Annotated in this window: 12 protein-coding genes and 1 pseudogene; 3 read left to right on the top strand and 10 right to left on the bottom strand. The window is 72.3% G+C overall.

Annotated elements, in window-relative coordinates:
- Positions 1–6: 6 nt before the first annotated feature.
- The 3 genes from AA75_RS32630 to AA75_RS32640 form a co-directional block, all read right to left on the bottom strand.
- Positions 7–864, bottom strand: coding sequence for a universal stress protein (locus tag AA75_RS32630; RefSeq protein WP_033823939.1), 858 nt, complete (start codon positions 862–864; stop codon positions 7–9).
- A 144-nt stretch (positions 865–1,008) separates the two neighbouring features.
- Positions 1,009–1,818, bottom strand: coding sequence for a universal stress protein (locus AA75_RS32635; RefSeq protein ID WP_033823966.1), 810 nt, complete (start codon positions 1,816–1,818; stop codon positions 1,009–1,011).
- Between the two features lie 40 nt (positions 1,819–1,858).
- The gene (locus AA75_RS32640; protein ID WP_033823940.1) at positions 1,859–4,240 is read right to left on the bottom strand and encodes a phosphoketolase; all 2,382 of its coding nucleotides are present in this window, start codon (positions 4,238–4,240) and stop codon (positions 1,859–1,861) included.
- Between the two features lie 306 nt (positions 4,241–4,546).
- On the opposite strand from AA75_RS32640, the gene AA75_RS32645 reads away from it, so the two are divergent.
- A complete protein-coding gene (locus AA75_RS32645; RefSeq protein ID WP_033823941.1) occupies positions 4,547–6,136 on the top strand; it encodes an oleate hydratase in 1,590 nt (529 codons plus the stop codon).
- Between the two features lie 149 nt (positions 6,137–6,285).
- Positions 6,286–7,161, top strand: a complete 876-nt coding sequence (locus AA75_RS32650; RefSeq protein WP_033823942.1) for a universal stress protein — start codon at positions 6,286–6,288, stop codon at positions 7,159–7,161.
- Positions 7,162–7,287: 126 nt separating this feature from the next.
- Here AA75_RS32650 and AA75_RS54140 read toward each other — a convergent pair.
- From AA75_RS54140 to AA75_RS32680, 7 genes and pseudogenes are all read right to left on the bottom strand, one after another.
- Positions 7,288–7,710: pseudogene (locus AA75_RS54140) on the bottom strand (SDR family NAD(P)-dependent oxidoreductase); the annotation flags it as partial.
- Positions 7,711–8,053: 343 nt separating this feature from the next.
- Complete coding sequence (locus AA75_RS32655) at positions 8,054–8,866, bottom strand: ABC transporter permease subunit (protein WP_033823943.1); 813 nt, start codon at positions 8,864–8,866, stop codon at positions 8,054–8,056.
- Positions 8,863–9,810: an ABC transporter ATP-binding protein gene (locus AA75_RS32660; RefSeq protein WP_051813897.1), complete on the bottom strand. Its 948-nt coding sequence runs from the start codon at positions 9,808–9,810 to the stop codon at positions 8,863–8,865. The genes AA75_RS32655 and AA75_RS32660 overlap by 4 nt, the downstream gene beginning before the upstream one ends.
- A gap of 546 nt (positions 9,811–10,356) precedes the next feature.
- Positions 10,357–11,352: a carbamate kinase gene (locus AA75_RS32665; RefSeq protein ID WP_063794482.1), complete on the bottom strand. Its 996-nt coding sequence runs from the start codon at positions 11,350–11,352 to the stop codon at positions 10,357–10,359.
- Between the two features lie 2 nt (positions 11,353–11,354).
- Positions 11,355–12,359, bottom strand: coding sequence for an ornithine carbamoyltransferase (argF, locus tag AA75_RS32670; protein WP_033823944.1), 1,005 nt, complete (start codon positions 12,357–12,359; stop codon positions 11,355–11,357).
- A gap of 23 nt (positions 12,360–12,382) precedes the next feature.
- Positions 12,383–13,606, bottom strand: a complete 1,224-nt coding sequence (locus AA75_RS32675; RefSeq protein WP_033823945.1) for an arginine deiminase — start codon at positions 13,604–13,606, stop codon at positions 12,383–12,385.
- A 23-nt stretch (positions 13,607–13,629) separates the two neighbouring features.
- Positions 13,630–15,129, bottom strand: coding sequence for an amino acid permease (locus tag AA75_RS32680; protein WP_082526997.1), 1,500 nt, complete (start codon positions 15,127–15,129; stop codon positions 13,630–13,632).
- 339 nt (positions 15,130–15,468) lie between these two features.
- Between AA75_RS32680 and AA75_RS32685 the strand changes: the two genes are divergently transcribed.
- Positions 15,469–16,159 (top strand): universal stress protein (locus AA75_RS32685; RefSeq protein ID WP_149038509.1); only part of this gene is annotated, 691 nt, incomplete at its 3' end.

A 16,159-nucleotide genomic window follows, 5' to 3' on the forward strand; every position in this document is an offset into this window, starting at 1 on the left:
TGTCGGTCAGTCGTGCGGCACCACCGCGACCGGGCCGTGCGTGTGGTGGAGCACCGCATGGGCCACGGCGCCCAGTCCGGGCACGGCCGGCCGGATCTTGGGGGTCCGTCGGCCCACCACCACCAACGAGGCGCTGCGGGCGGCCTCCACCAGTGCCTTCCCGGCCGGCCGGCCGGTCACCTCGGCCTCGACGCGCACCCCGGGGAACTTCTCCCGCCAGGGCGCCAGCGCGTCCTGAAGCCGGACCAGCGCTTCCGCCGCCAAGGCCTCCGTGATCTCAGGGGGGTCGATCGGAGCCGCCGTCACGTACCCTCCGGTGGGCAGGCTCCGGCTCTCCAGCGCCCGCAGCTTCGCTCCGCGTTCGGCAGCCTGCTCGAAGGCGAAGCCGAGTACCTCGGCACAGGGCCGCGCGCTGTCCACCCCCACCGCCACGTCCGACCTCGCCACGTCGCCGTCCGTGCCCGTCCGGACCAGAACCACAGGGCAGGCGGCGTGCGCCGCCGCGCGCAGCGCCACCGATCCGACCAGCGCTCCGGCAAGCCCGCCGAGCCCGCGCGAACCGAGCACCAGCAGACCCTCCCGGTGCCCGGCGGCAGCCAACGCATGGGCCGGGTGGCCGGGTACGTGCTCGCAGGAGATCTCCAGGTCCGGCAGCACGTCCGCGAGGCGGTCCCGCAGTTCGAGCACCGGCCGGGGCAGCGACTGCGCCAAGTCCTCGGGCTCCGCCGCCAACGCCGGCTCCGTTCCACCGGCGTGGATCATCCGCAGCGCCCGGCCGCTCCGGTGTGCCTGGTAGGCCGCCCACTCGGCCGCCGCCGCGCTCTGCGCCGATCCGTCGACTCCCACCACCACCGCGTGAGACATGATCACGACCTCCTTCGTTTCTGTGGTCGCGGACCGACGTGCGCGACCTCGTGTCTGACGGACAGCCTCACCGTCGGCGAAGGCCGGCCATAGAGGCCGAGCAGCCCCCTGACCGGTCCCGAAGGTCCCGGTCAGGGACCGCGCTCATGTCTCGGGCACGACCGCCACCGGGCAGTCGGCGTGGTGCAGGACGGCGTGGGCCACCGGTCCGAGCGGGCCGACCCGATCCGCCGGGCGGCGGCCGAGCACCAGCAACCGGGCCTTGGCGGACGCCTCCACCAGCGCCGGGCCCGGCGCGGCGCCCTCGGTGTCCGCGATCACCTCGACCTCGGGATGAGCCGCCTTCCAGGACCCCAGGACCCGGTCGAGCAGCGCGCTCTCACCGCTGTGGCCCTCGCATGCCCCCACCGGATCCGCCCCGGCATGCACGACCCGCAGCGGCAAGCCGTAACTCTGAGCGGCCAGGAAGGCGAAGAGCAGCGCCGCCTCGGCGGGACGGCGGGCGTCCAACCCCAGCACCACCTGCTCGCGCGGATGCATGCCCGGGCCGTTCGCCGGGAGCAGCACCGTGGGACTGTTGGCCCGGGCGGCGATGTGCAGCGCGGTGGAGCCGACGCGAAGCTCCGGGAAGCCGCCGATGCCGCGCGCCCCGAGGACCAGCAGCTCGGCGTCCTCGCCTGCGGCGACCAGCGCCGAGGTGACGACATCGTGGACCTCCTCGGTGCGGACCAGCAGCTGCGGGTGGCGTACCGCGAGGACGTGCCGGACCTCGTGGAGCAGGTCACCGGCGGGCCGGGTCTGCCGACTCCAGCTGGGGAGCAGGTGCGGCATGAGGGGCAGGGCGTGCAGCACGCGCAGCGGGCGGCCGCGCAGCAGCGCCTCCTGTGCGGCCCACTCGGCGGCCACCAGGCTGGCGTCGGAGCCGTCGACGCCGACAGTGACGGGCAGGTCCATGGTGATCTTCTCCTTCCGGTGGAGCACCGTTCGGTCCGGGTCAGCTGCCCGGCTGCCAGTCGGCGACCTCGGGCAGGTCGGTGCCGTGTTCGCGGATCCAGTCGTGGTGCCGGCTGCGCTGATCGGCCATCTGCTGGCGGACGCCGGCGGCTCGCACGGCGAGGCCGGGGACCCGGTCGATGACGTCCATGACCAGGCGGTAGCGGTCGAGGTCGTTGCGCACGACCATGTCGAAGGGTGTGGTGGTGGTACCGGACTCCTTGTAGCCGCGGACGTGCAGGTGCGGGTGGACGGTACGGCGGTAGGCGAGGCGGTGGATCAGCCAGGGATAGCCGTGGTAGGCGAGGACCACCGGCTTGTCCCGGGTGAACAGGGCGTCGAACTCGGCGTCGGGCATGCCGTGCGGGTGCTCCTCGGCGGGCATCAGCCGGGCCAGGTCGACCACGTTCACCACGCGCACCCGCAGGTCCGGCAGGTGACGGCGCAGCAACTGTGCGGCGGCGATGACCTCCTGGGTCGGTACATCACCGGCGCAGGCGAGCACCACGTCCGGCTCGCCGCTGCCGTCGTCGCTGCCGGCCCACTCCCAGATCCCGGCACCGCGCGCGCAGTGGGCACGGGCCTCCTCCAGGCTCAGCCAGTCGAAGCAGGGCTGCTTGCCGGCCACGACGACGTTGACGTAGTCCCGGCTGCGCAGCACGTGGTCCGCGGTGGCGAGCAGGGTGTTGGCGTCCGGCGGGAAGTAGACGCGCACGGCCTCGGGGCTCTTGCTGAGGACGTGGTCGACGAAGCCGGGGTCCTGGTGCGAGAAGCCGTTGTGGTCCTGGCGCCAGACGTGTGAGGTGAGCAGGTAGTTGAGCGAGGCGATCGGGGCGCGCCAGGGGATCTGCCGGGTGGTGCGCAGCCACTTGATGTGCTGGTTGACCATCGAGTCGACGATGTGGACGAACGCCTCGTACGAGGAGAACAGGCCGTGGCGGCCGGTGAGGAGGTAGCCCTCCAGCCAGCCCTGGCAGGTGTGTTCGGAGAGGATCTCCATGACCCGGCCGTCGCGGGCCAGGTGCTCGTCGACCGGCAGGGTGTCGGCCTGCCATGCCTTGCCGGTGGCGGCGTAGACGGCCTGGAGCCGGTTGGAGGCCGTCTCGTCCGGTCCGACCAGGCGGAAGTCCCGGCGCCCCGCGGTGTCGGCCATGACCTGTTCGAGCAGGTCACCGAGCACCCGGGTGGGTTCGTGCACGCTCGCGCCGGGCTTGTCGACCGGGACGGCGTAGCGCTCCAGCTCGGGCAGGGGCAGGTCGCGCAGCAGCAGGCCGCCGTTGGTGTGCGGGTTGGCACCGAGACGGCGACGGCCCTCGGGAAGGCAGGCGAGCACCTGTTCGGTGGGGCTCCCGTGCTCGTCGAACAGGTCCTCGGGGCGGTAGGAGCGCAGCCAGGCTTCCAGTTGCGCGAGGTGGGCGGGGTTGGTGCGGACCTGGTCGAGCGGCACCTGGTGGGCGCGCCAGGTGCCCTCCACCGGCACACCGTCCACCTCGTGCGGGCCGGTCCAGCCCTTGGGAGTGCGCAGGACGATCATCGGCCAGTGCGGGCGCCGGCTGGCGCCGAGGGTTCGGGCCTCGAACTGGATGGCGGCGATCTTGTCGAGGGCGGTGTCCATGGTGGCGGCCATCGCGTGGTGCACGGCCATCGGGTCCGTGCCGGTGACGTACAGCGGGTCGTGACCGTAGCCGCGCAGCAGGGCGTCGAGTTCCGCCTCGGGCAGGCGGGAGAGCACCGTCGGGTTGGCGATCTTGTAGCCGTTCAGGTGCAGGATCGGCAGCACCGCGCCGTCGTGCACCGGGTCGAGGAACTTGTCGCTGTGCCAGGAGGCGGCGAGCGGGCCGGTCTCCGCCTCGCCGTCGCCGATCACGCAGGCGACCAGCAGGGCGGGGTTGTCGAAGGCGGCACCGTAGGCGTGCGAGAGGGCGTAGCCGAGTTCGCCGCCCTCGTGGATGGAGCCGGGGGTCTCGGGCGCGACGTGGCTGGGCACCCCGCCGGGGAAGGAGAACTGCCGGAACAGCTTCGCCATGCCGTCGGCGTCCCGGGTGACGGACGGGTAGGTGTCGGTGTAGCTGCCGTCCAGCCAGGAGCCGGCCAGCACCGCCGGGCCGCCGTGGCCGGGGCCCCAGACGCAGATGGCGTCCAGGTCACGCCCGGAGATCACCCGGTTGAGGTGCGTGTACACGAGGTTCAGGCCCGGCGAGGTCCCCCAGTGGCCCAGCAGCCGGGGCTTGATGTGCTCCGGGCGCAGCGGCTCGCGCAGCAGCGGGTTGGCCATCAGGTAGATCTGGCCGGCCGCCAGGTAATTGGCGGCCCGCCAGTGAGCGTCGAGCGCCCGCAGTTCGGCCTCGGTCGGCTCTGCGGGCGTTGAAGCGGTCACCGTCATGGCGGCGGTCTCCTCGGGGATCGGTCGACTTCGCTGGCCACCGACGGCGGCCCACCCATCGTCACGCCTCGCACCCGGCCGGGCACAGGGCCGACCGGGTCATGGCCCGACACCGGGGAGAGGGACTTGCGGCCCAGCCGAACCTCCCGCGCACCGCCGGCGGCGCGTGATGGGCCGCGATGCCGAGGACGAATGGCTCTGGAGCGGGGCCGGTCGGCCCACGCGCCTGCGACGGCGCTGACACAGGCTTGCGGCACGCCCTGCCGATCGTCGCAGGCGGCCCTCAGCGAACGAACGGAACACGACATGATCGACAGCGGACGTCAGACGAAGGCCTACCTGGTCGGCGGCGGGATCGCCGCCCTGGCCGCCGCGGCCTTCCTGATCCGGGACGGCGACGTCCCCGGTGAGAACATCCACATCCTGGAGCAGCTTCCGCTCGCGGGCGGTTCCCTCGACGGTGCGGGCTCACCGGATCAGGCGTACGTGACGCGCGGCGGGCGGATGCTGGAGGACGAGGCGTACACCTGTCTGTGGAACCTGCTGGAGACGATCCCCACCCTGGACGACCCGAAGGTCTCCGTCCGCCAGGAGATCGTCGACTTCAACCGGGCGTGGCCGACCGACGCCAAAGCCCGGCTGATCGACCGCGACCACCGGATCGTCGACGCCGCCCGCCTCGGCCTCACTGCGCACGACCGCATCGAGCTGACCCGGCTGCTGGTCCTGCCCGAGGCGGTGATCGGTGCCCGCCGGATCGACGAGTTCTTCTCCGAGCATTTCTTCACCACCAACTTCTGGGCGATGTGGCGGACCACCTTCGCGTTCCAGAACTGGCACAGTGCCATCGAGCTCAAGCGCTACCTGCTGCGGTTCCTCCAGGAGTTCCCGCGCATCCACACCCTGGCCGGGGTGCGCCGCACCCGTCTCAACCAGTACGACTCGATCGTGCGGCCGCTCACCGCGTGGCTGCTCGAGCACGGGGTGCGTTTCGAGCACTGCGTCACCGTCACCGACGTCGACTTCACCGAGCACGACGGCATCCGCCGCGCCGAGCGCCTGCACCTCGACCGCGAGGGACAGCACGAGGAGGTCGAACTCGCCGACCTCGACCTCGCGTTCATCACGCTCGGTTCGATGACCGCCGACACCTCCTACGGCGATGACCACATCGCGCCCGAGCTGGTCCGCGACAAGCGCGACGGCAGCTGGACGCTCTGGGAGACCCTGGCCCGCAAGGCACCGGACTTCGGCCGGCCCGCCGTCTTCAACGGCAGCATCCCCGAGGCCGCCTGGGAGTCCTTCACCCTCACCATGCGCAGCCCCGCCCTGCTGAAGCGGATCGAGGAGTTCAGCGGCAACGCCCCGGGCACGGGCGCCCTGATGACCTTCAAGGACTCACCCTGGCTGCTGTCGATCGTGGTGCCCCGCCCGCCGCACTTCGACGGCCAGCCTGACGACGTCTTCACCCTGTGGGGCTACGGCCTGTTCACCGACACCCCCGGCGAGCACACCGGCAAGGCCATGGCCGAGTGCACCGGGCAGGAGATCCTCACCGAACTCCTGGGCCAGCTCGGCTTCGAGGACATCGCCGAGGAGGTCAGCGCCACCGCGACCGTCACCACGGTGATGATGCCCTACATCACCAGCCAGTTCGCCCCGCGCACCGTGCACGACCGCCCGCGCGTGATCCCGCACGGCGCCCGCAACTTCGCCTTCCTCGGTCAGTACGTCGAGATCCCCGACGACGTCGTCTTCACCGTCGAGTACTCCGTGCGGGGCGCCATGCACGCCGTCTACCAGCTGCTCGGCCTCAAGCTTCCCGTCCCGCAGGTCCACCACGCCCTGTCCGAACCCGCCACGGCCCTGCGGGCCCTGCGGACCGCCTTCGCGTGAACACCCCGCAGCCGGGCCGGTGCCCAGCACAGGGACCTTCGACCCCTGCGCCGGGCGCCGGCCGGCCCTGGCCCGGCAACCCCCGCCCACGAAGACTGGCCCGACACGACCACACGTCCCACGCACCCCACTCCGGAGAGGATTCACCCATGGCCGACCACCTGCTCGCCGCGATCGACGGCTCGGCACAGAGCATCGCCGCCGCCCGCTGGGCAGCCGACGAGGCCAACCGCCACGGCCTTCCGCTGCGCCTGGTCCACGCCCAGACCTGGCTCGACGACCTCCACACCGACCCCGGCCTACCGGCCGATGTCCGCGCCCTGACCACGCGCATGCTCTCCGACGCCAAGCAGGCGATCCGGACCACCCATCCGAGCCTGGAGATCCGCGCCGAGCTGATCGGCGGCGGCGAGCCGGTCGACGTCCTGGTCGACGCGGCCGCCGATGCTCGCATGCTGATCCTCGGCTCCCGCGGGCTCGGCGGCTTCGGTGCACTCATGGTCGGCTCCATCGGTCTGGCCCTCGCCGCCCGCAGCGAAGTCCCCACCGTGCTGGTCCGCTCCGACGCGACCGACCGCCCCGCCGGGCCCGACGGACCCGAGGTGGTCGTCGGCATCGACACCCGCGAGCCCGCTGCGGACGTCCTCGACTTCGCCTTCCGCGAGGCCGCCCGGCGCAGGGCGGTGCTGCGCGCCGTGCACGGCTGGACGCCGCCGCCGGTGTGGGGCTACGCCGGCTGGGTGACGCCACAGCCCGAGGCCGAGCAGTTCCGGGCGATCGAGGACGAACTCCTCACGCTGGCGATGACCGGCTGGCAGGAGAAGCACCCCGAGGTCGTGGTGGTCCAGGATTGCCGGATCGGCAGCGGCGCCGCAGCCCTGATCGACGCCGGCGCCGACGCGGACCTCCTCGTGGTGGGCCGCCGACGGCGCCCGCACCACCACGCCGGCATGCGGCTCGGGCCGGTCGCCCACGCCGTACTCCACCACGCGCAGGCACCGGTCGCCGTCGTCCCGCACGACTGACCCGCGCACCCCCTCGGGGGCGGTGGACTCCGGCATGCCCGGTTGTCCGCCTCCCCCTGTTCGCGTACACCGCTGGACCCTCCGGGCGACGCTGCGATCCCAGCCCCCGGGCCGCTTGGCACTGGCGTAGGCGGTCATGAAGGGGGAGGAGAGGCGGGCCAGGCTGCTGGAGACGGTGATGATCAGCCCGTTGTGCTGGCGGCGCACGGGCGGGAGGGTGGCGCGGAGGACGCGCCAGGGGCCGAGGACGTTGACATCGTAGATGTGGGCGAGGTCCTGGGGAGCGAAGCTTTCGCTGGGGCGGAGGTCGACCTGGAGGCCGGGCTGAGGGGGTGACGGTGCCGTGGGTACGGGCGGCGTCAGAACTTGCCGTTGTCGTTGCGCCGGTCGGCTCGTGGTGCGGGATGGTCCCCAGGACGTCCCGGTGCTCGACGAGCTTGTCGTCCTCGACGCGGAACAGGTCGTACAGGGCGGCGAGAACGGCGGCGCCCCACTGCTGGCCACCACCGGCCCGCAGGCCGAGCCGGTGCCCGGGCTGGCGGTGAGCACGCTCGACGTGCCGCGGTTCGCCGTGGCCGACGCGGACTGCCACCGGCTGCGGCAACGTGCTGTACCACCGCGACGACGGCCGCTGGAGCCTCATCAGTCGCGTGCTGTAGGGAGCACGGGACAGGCTGCCGGACCGTCAGGGTCCTGCCGGCGGCGCCGGCCAGGAAGGTGCCGTCGCCCTCGTACGGGGTGAAGTTGCACTGGATGAAGTCGCCCACGTCGACGGCGTCCCGCCACCGGCGGCCCTGGGAGCCGTCCCAGGCGATGTCCTCGCCACCGTGGTGGTCCGCCGGCCGCCCGGGTACCCGTCCGCAACGTCCCCGGCTGCAGGGCCGTCGGTCCCTCAGTCGCGCGCACCGCCCTGCGCGATGTCCCGGCGGTTGAAGCCCCGGATGCCGATCGCGGCGAAGATCAGACCGACCCCGGCCAGCAGGGCGCAGTGGCTCCACCGGATGCCGTTGACGAGAGGTTCGCCTCCCAGGTACCAGTGGAACGGGGAGAGGTACTGGCTCCAGTGCAGGCCTTTGATCTGCGGGAGGAAGGAGTCACCCAGGTAGGAGACGACGGTCAGGTAGGCCCCGCCCACGGTCGCGTACGTGCGGCGGCCGGTCCAGGCTCCGATGCCGAAGGCGATCGAGGCGAAGCAGCAGCCGAACAGGACGAGCTGGAAGGTCATCGCGGCCAGGTTCGCCGTGCTCAGGGCCGTGAACCCCGCTGGCACCCGGATGGCCAGCTCGACGACCAGGAGAACCGCTCCGGCCAGGAGGATGGCGGACAGCACCGCGAGCCACCGGGACACGGCCAGCCGGACCCGGCCGACCGGGTGGGCCAGCACCAGCTCGAGCGTTCCGGCCTCCTCGTCCCCCGCGATCGCTCGGGCGCCGGCCGAGACGGCGAAGACGGCGAGCAGGATCGGGACGAGCAGCCCGTAGACCGTCGATCCGAAGTACCCCGCCGCGGTGCCGTAGTCCTGTAGGTGGAACGCCTCGCGCAGGGCCTCGGGGAACGAGTCGATCGCGCCGGCCAGGCCCGAGTTCCCGCCCATGACCGGCCACATCGAGGAGTACATGGCCGCGACCGCGGTGATCGACAGCGCCCAGCCCAGGAAGCCGCGCCGGTTGTCCCTCAGGTACTTGCGCAGGACGGTGACGCTCATGATGCCGGGCCCTTCGTTCCGTTCGTGTGAGAACCGTGCCCGTAGAAGGTGAAGAAGATCTCCTCCAGCTCCGGCTCCTCGGCCAGCAGGCCGGTCACCTCGAACCGGGCAGCGGTCTTCACCAGGGTGTCGGGACTGCCGGTCAGGATCGCCCGCAGCACGCGACCGCCGTCGGGCGTCCCGGTCACGGTGACGTTCTGCAGTCCGGGCAGCCGGTCGAAGACCGCGGTGTCGATCTCCGAGGCGAAGGTGATCTCGATCGTCCGGTGGGCCGACCGGCGCAGCTTCTCGACGTCCGCGACGGTGACCAGTTCGCCGTCACGGATGATGCCGACCCGTCGGCAGGTCCGCTGCACCTCGCTCAGCACGTGGGAGGACATGAAGACGGTCTGGCCGTTGCCGTCCGCCTCCTGCACCAGCTCGACGAACCGCTGCTGCAGGAACGGGTCCAGACCGCTGGTCGGCTCGTCCAGGATCAACAGCTCGGGTCTGTGCATGAACGCCTGGACGACGCCGATCTTCTGCCGGTTGCCCTTCGACAGGGTTCCGATCCGGCGGCCCAGGTCCAGGTCCAGGCGCTCGGCGAGTTCGGTGATCCTGGCGGCCGGGACACCGCCGCGCAGGTCGCCGAGGTAGGTCAGCGCCTCGTGGCCGGTCTGGCGGCCGTCGATCCGGAAGTCCCCGGCCAGGTAGCCGACCCTGCCGCGCGTCTTCGGGCTGTCGCGCGGATCGACACCCAGGACGCGCAGCGAGCCGGCGGTGGGCCGGAGGAGGTCGAGCAGGAGCCGGATCGTCGTGGTCTTCCCGGCGCCGTTGGGGCCGAGGAAGCCGAACACCTGGCCGCGTTCCACGGCGAGGTCGAGGCCGGCCAGGGCGGTCCTGCCGGTGCGGGCGTTGCCGTACCGCTTGACCAGCCCGGTGGCCTCGATGGCGAGGTCGGTCATCGACTCTTCCTTCTCTCTTCCCGTCCAGTCGCGGATCCCCGGCCCGCCCGGAGCTCTGGCGGGGCCGGGGGCGGCGTCGCGTGGCACGGGCGCGGAACCCGGGGTTCCACGCGCCGCAGTCCCTGCGACGATGCCCCGGAAAGCGGTGCCGGGAACGCCGGGCGGGTCGGCGGCCGCGGAAAGGCCTGAGCCGGGGACGGCCCCCACGCCGTCCCCGGCTCTCTGGTGCCCGGTCTTGCCCCCACAGCAGCCGGGCCGGGCCCGCGCCTCTACAGCACGGGAGTGATGAGGCCCCGGTGACCGTCGTCGCGATGGTGGGGCACGTTGCCGCGGCCGGTGGCCGTGTCAGTGAAGAACACGACGGAAGGCCGCTCAGGTCCAGGCACGCGACCGAGTCGGCCACGGCGAGCCGCGGCTCGGCGAGCGGGCTCGCTGGCAGGCCCGGCACCGGTTCGGCCTGCGGGTCGGTGGTGGCCGGCCGGTACCAGGACATCGGTGGCAGGCCCGATCGGCAATCGGTTCATCACAGTCCTTTCCTGGGTGGGTTCAGACTGCCGGCTGCGGTGCGCCGGGGCCGTGGGCCGAAGGTCCCGCCGACAGAGCCACAGGTCCCCGATCACCTGGTGCGGGCAGTGCGCGGACGGTGGTACCTGTGGTGCCGAGGAGCGCACCGAGGGCGTCGTCCAGCGGGCCGATGGCGGCGAGGTTCCCGGTCCGTTCGGCGAACACCGCGGCGGCCTCGGCCTTGGGGCGCATCGAGCCCGCCGGCAGGTCGAGCTCGCGCAGCCGGCTGGGGGTGACGGTGGTGAGCGGGCCGGGGTGGGCCGCGCCGAAGCTGGTGAACACGTGGGTGACGTCGGTGAGGATCAACAGGGCGTCGGCGTCGAGCTGTTCGGCGAGCAGGGCGGCGGTGCGGTCCTTGTCGACCACGGCCTCCACGCCCTGCACCTGGCCGGTGTCCCGGTTGTGGACGACCGGGATGCCGCCGCCACCGGCGGCGATCACGACGGCTCCGGTTGCCAGCAGGGCGCGGATGGCGGGGACCTCGGTGATCGCCTTCGGCAGGGGCGAGGGGACCGTGCGGCGCAGGTGGCCACCGTCGCGGCCGGTGGTCCAGCCGCGGTCGAGCTCCATCATCCTGGCCTGGTGGTCGGTGAGTTGGCCTCCGATGAACTTGTCGGGGTGGCGGAAGGCGGGGTCGTGGGGGTCGACTTCGGTGTGGGTGACCAGGGCGGTGACGGCGCGGCCGGGCAGGCGGCCGGCGAGTTCGCGGGCGAGCAGGGTGCCGATCATGCCCTGGGTCTGCGCGCCGAGGACGTCCAGCGGGTAGGGGGCGGTCAGGGCCGGGTCGCTCTCGCTCTCGACGGCGAGCAGGCCGATCTGTGGCCCGTTGCCGTGGGTGATCACGACTTCGTGTCCGGCGAGGACGAGCTCGGCGAGCGAGCGGGCGGCGTCGTGGACGTGGTGCTGCTGGACGGCGGCGTCGGGGTGTTCGCCCCGCTGGAGCAGGGCGTTTCCGCCGAGGGCTGCGACGATGCGCATGGTCAGTCCCTCCCGAGGGTGGCGACGAGGATCGCCTTGATGGTGTGCATGCGGTTCTCGGCCTGGGTGAAGACCAGGGACGCGGGCGACTCGAAGACCTCGTCGGTGACCTCCAGGCCCTCCAGTCCGTGTTCGGCGGCGAGTTCGGCGCCGAGGTCGGTGCGCCGGTCGTGCAGGGCCGGCAGGCAGTGCAGGAAGGCGGTGTCGGGGTTGCCGGTGGCGGCCATGGTCCGGGCGTTGATCTGGTACGGGAGCAGCAGGTCGATGCGCTCCTTCCACCGGTCGTGGTCCTCGCCCATCGAGACCCAGACGTCGGTGTAGAGGTAGTCCGCACCGCGTACGGCGTCCTCGACCTGGTCGGTGAGGGTGAAGCGGGCGCCGCTGTCCTGGCCGAGCAGCAGGCACTCGGAGACCAGCAGCGGGTCGGGCCACAGCTCGCGCGGGGCGGCGATCCGCACGTCCATGCCGAGCAGACTGCCCATCACCATGAGGGAGTTGGCGGTGTTGTTGCGGGCGTCGCCGAGGTAGCAGAAGGAGATCTGCTCCAGTGGCCTGCGGCTGTGCTCGCGCATGGTGAACACGTCGCACAGGCTCTGCGTGGGGTGGCACTCGTCGGTCAGGCCGTTGTAGACCGGCACCCCGGCGTGCGCGGCGAGTTCGGTGACGGTGTCCTGGGCGAACCCGCGGTACTCGATGCCGTCGTACATCCGCCCGAGTACCCGGGCGGTGTCGGCCACCGACTCCTTGTGGCCTATGTGGGAACTGTCGGGCCCGAGGTAGGTGGTGGTGGCGCCCTGATCGGCGGCGGCGACCTCGAAGGCGCAGCGGGTGCGGGTGGAGTTCTTCTCGAAGATCAGCGCGAGGCGCCTGCCGGCGAGGAGCCTGCGCTCGGTACCGGCCTTGCGGGCGGCCTTGAGGTCGGCGGCGAGGTCGAGCAGGTGGTGGATGTCGGCAGTGGTGAAGTCGAGTTCGCGCAGGTAGTGGCGGCCGTACAGGTTGGTGGTCATGGTGGATTCCTCCTGCGGGGTGGCTAGTTGGCGGGGTCACGCTGGATGGGGCAGCTCATGCAGCGCGGGCCGCCTCGGCCCCGGCCGAGTTCGGAGCCGGCGATGGTGACGATCTCGATGCCCTGCTTGCGCAGGTAGGTGTTGGTGACGGTGTTGCGTTCGTAGCCGACGACCACGCCCGGCTCGATCGCGAGGAAGTTGCTGCCGTCGTCCCACTGCTCGCGTTCGGCGGCCCGGACGTCCTGCTCGGCGGACAGGAGGCGGACCTTGTCCAGGCCGAGCGCCTCGGCGAGGGAGGCGGCGAGGTCGGCGTCGGGGGTGACGTCGAACCCGGCGGGGCGCTCGGGGGCGGGGGTGAGGGTCCACGAGCGCAGCCGGTCGGCCAGGCCCGGGTGGACGGCGAAGGTGTCGCGGTCGATCATCGTCATGACGGTGTCCAGGTGCATGAACGCGCGGCTCTCGGGAAGCCGCACGGCGATGAGCCGATGCGCGGTGTGGGTCAGGAACAGCTGCTGGGCGAGGGCTTCGACGGCCTGGGCGGTGGTGCGCTCCCCCATCCCGACCATGACCGTGCCCGGGGCGAGGACATGCACGTCGCCGCCCTCCAGGCTCAGGCCGGGAGGCGTGGTGGTGCCGTCGAGCAGCGGGGGCGGGGCTTGCGCGAACAGCGGGTGGAAGCGGTAGATCGCGGCGGTGTGCAGGGTCTCGCGGCGGCGGGCGGGCTTCGCCATCGGGTTGAGGCTGTAGCGTCCGCCGATCCAGCAGGAGTTGTCGCGCGGGAAGAGGTGGTTGGGCAGGGGCGGCAGCGCGAAGTCCTGCTCGCCGAGCGTGTGCCAGGCCAGACTGTGCGGGTGGCGCAGCGGCAGGTCGGTCTTGAGGACGCCGCCGATCAGGTACGCGGCCAGGGTCCGGCCGTCGAGTTGCAGACACAGCTCGTGGACCGGCTCCACCAGGGCCGGGCCGACGGTGGCCGGGGTGACGACCTGGCCGAGCAGCCAAGCCCGGGCCGGAGCGAGGTCGAGCGTCTCGGCGAGCAGGTCGGCGTAGTGGTGGACGCGCACGCCGTGGTCGCGCAGCACCTGGGCGAAGGCGTCGTGCTCCTCGCGGGCGCGCTTGGCCCACAGGATGTCGTCGAAGAGCAGTTCGTCGACGTTGCGCGGGGTCAGCCGGGAGAGCTCCAGGCCGGGGCGGTGCAGGATCACCTGGCGCAGGCGCCCGGCCTCGGAATCGACACGCAGGGTGGACATGGGTGGTGCTCCTTCGGAGAGGTTCAGTGCTGGTGACGCGCGGTCAGTGCGCGGCGCAGGATGGTCGGCAGGCTCACCGGGCGGGCGGTGCGGGCCGCCTTCGGCAGGGGCGCGGCGGTGGGGACTGCGGGCTCGGCGGGTCCGGTCGTGGCTGCGGTCCGGGCCGCGGCGGCCGGACGCTTCAGCCAGATGTAGACGGGGATGCCGAGCAGGATGGTGAACAGGCCGTAGTAGACGGTCTGGTAGCCGCTGCCCTGGATCGACCAGTACGAGAAGGCAAGGGCGAGCAGCGCGACGGTGACGTCGCGGGCGAAACGCGGCCGCTCCAGCTCCTGACGGCCGCGCACCACCAGCCAGTACAGCTGGGCCGCCGCCGAAACGAGGTACGGGATGACGGCGGTGAGCACGCTCAGCAGCACGATCTCGGTGAAGACCTTGGTGAAGCTGGTGTAGCTGACGACGGTCAGTACCGAGGCCAGGACGGTGGCCGAGAGGATGCCGAAGGCGGGTACCTCGCTGCGCCCGCGGGTGCCGGTGAAGGCGGCGGGGAAGAGCCCGTCGCGGGCGGCCGCCATCGGCATCTCCGCGCAGATCAGGGTCCAGCCGTTGAGCGCCCCGAGACCCGAGACGATCGCCGCGGCCGCTACCAGGTTCCCGGCCCAGTGGCCGCCCGCGATCGCGTTCATGGCGTCGGTGAACGGCGCCGTGGAGGAGCCGAGTTGGGCGTGCGGGACGGTGCCGAAGACCGACAAGGTACCGAGCAGGTAGATTGCGGCGCAGGCCAGCGTGCCGTAGACGGTGGCCCGCGGCACGTTCCGCTTCGGCTCCCGGACCCGGCCGGCGGCCACCGAGGCGGTCTCCAGGCCGATGTAGCTGAACAGGGCGATCGCCCCGGCCGCCGAGACCGCGCCGAGCGCGGAACCCCCACTCGCGTTGAAGGCACCGAAGTTCCCGGACTTCACGAACAGCAGCCCGGCGGTGGCCATGAACGCCAGCGGTAGGAACTTCAGGACCGTGGTGACCACCTGGAACGCACCGATGTTGCGCACCCCGGTCAGGTTGACGATCGCCGGCACCCACAGGCCGGTCAGCGCGATCGCGATCGAACCCCAGGTGTGGTGACCCTTGTTGACGAACACCTCGACGTAGCCGACCCAGGCCACCGCGATCGCGGCGTTGCCCGCCCACGCGGTGATCCAGTACGACCAGGCGGTGAGGAAGCCGGCGAATTCGCCGAACGCCTCCCGGGCGTAGACGTACGGTCCGCCACTGCCCGGTACCCGCTCCGACAGCCGCCCGAAGACGGCCGCCAGCGCCAACGCGCCGATCGTCACCATAACGAACGCCACCAGCGCGATCGGCCCGTAGGGAGCGAGCGCGGAGGGCAGCGCAAACACTCCCGTGCCGATGATGCTGCCGACCACCAGAGCGGTCGCGGCGGGAAGCCCGAAGCCACCACCGCGCCCTCGCGGGCCGTCGGACGCCAGGTGCTGCGGTGGACCTTCGCGGTCGGGTGCGGACATCGGGACTCCTTCAGGATGTGCTCGGGGAGGTCGACGGGACCGGTGCTCCCGTCGCTCACGGTGACGATCCTCGGCGCGCGGCACGGCAACGCCCCAGGGACCATCGGGCCCTGATCACGCGGCCACCGGTCCCTCCCCCGCGCCCCGGTGGTCCCGACGAACCGGCTCGGCGGCGACGTCCCGCCGGCGCTCCGATGCCCTCCGGGACCAGTGGCCCCGCCCTCGGCCCGGTCGGTCCCTGTGCGCGCCCGCAACACCGGGGACAGAGTTCTCCCGAACGCAAGGCCCGCCGGAGATCCTGACCACGCATCCGGCCGACACCCGTGGAGGAGAGCACCGATGGCGAAGCACGTCCTGGTAGGGATCGACGGATCCGCCCGCAGCGAGGCCGCTGCCCACTGGGCTGCAGGGGAGGCGGTCCGCCGCGGGGCCCCGCTGCGGCTGCTGCACGCCTGGCCCTGGCTCGGCCCGCGGGATACCGAGGACACCGGTGACCCCCGGCCCCGCGACCTGCGCCCGGCCGCTCTGGAGATGCTGGCCGGCATCACCGAGCGCATCCTTCGGGAGCACCCGGCGCTGTCGGTCGACACCGCCGTGATCGGCGACGACCCGGTGGATGCGCTGGTCAAGGCCGCCGAACGGCAGGAACTCGTCGTCCTCGGCTCACGCGGGCTCGGCGGCTTCGCCGGTCTGCTGGCCGGCTCGGTCTCGCTCGCCGTGGCGGCACGGGTCGGAACCCCACTGGTGCTCGTCCGGGCCGACCGTCAGGCCTCTCCCCAGGACGACCCGACGGATCCCGGGGAGATCGTCGTCGGACTGGACCCCCGTCAGCCCCCGGGTGCCGTGCTCGCCTTCGCGTTCGCCGAGGCCGCGCGACGTGGCGCGCGTCTGCGGGCCGTCCACGGTTGGGACCCGGTACCGCTGTGGGCCGCGACGAGCTGGATACCGCCCCGGTCGGAGATCGCGGCGCGCGAGACCGCGCTGCGGCGGCGGCTCTCCGAGACGCTGACCGCAGCGCGAGCCGAGTACC

This window comes from Kitasatospora sp. MBT63, assembly GCF_000710465.2.
Taxonomy (GTDB): Bacteria; Actinomycetota; Actinomycetes; order Streptomycetales; family Streptomycetaceae; genus Kitasatospora.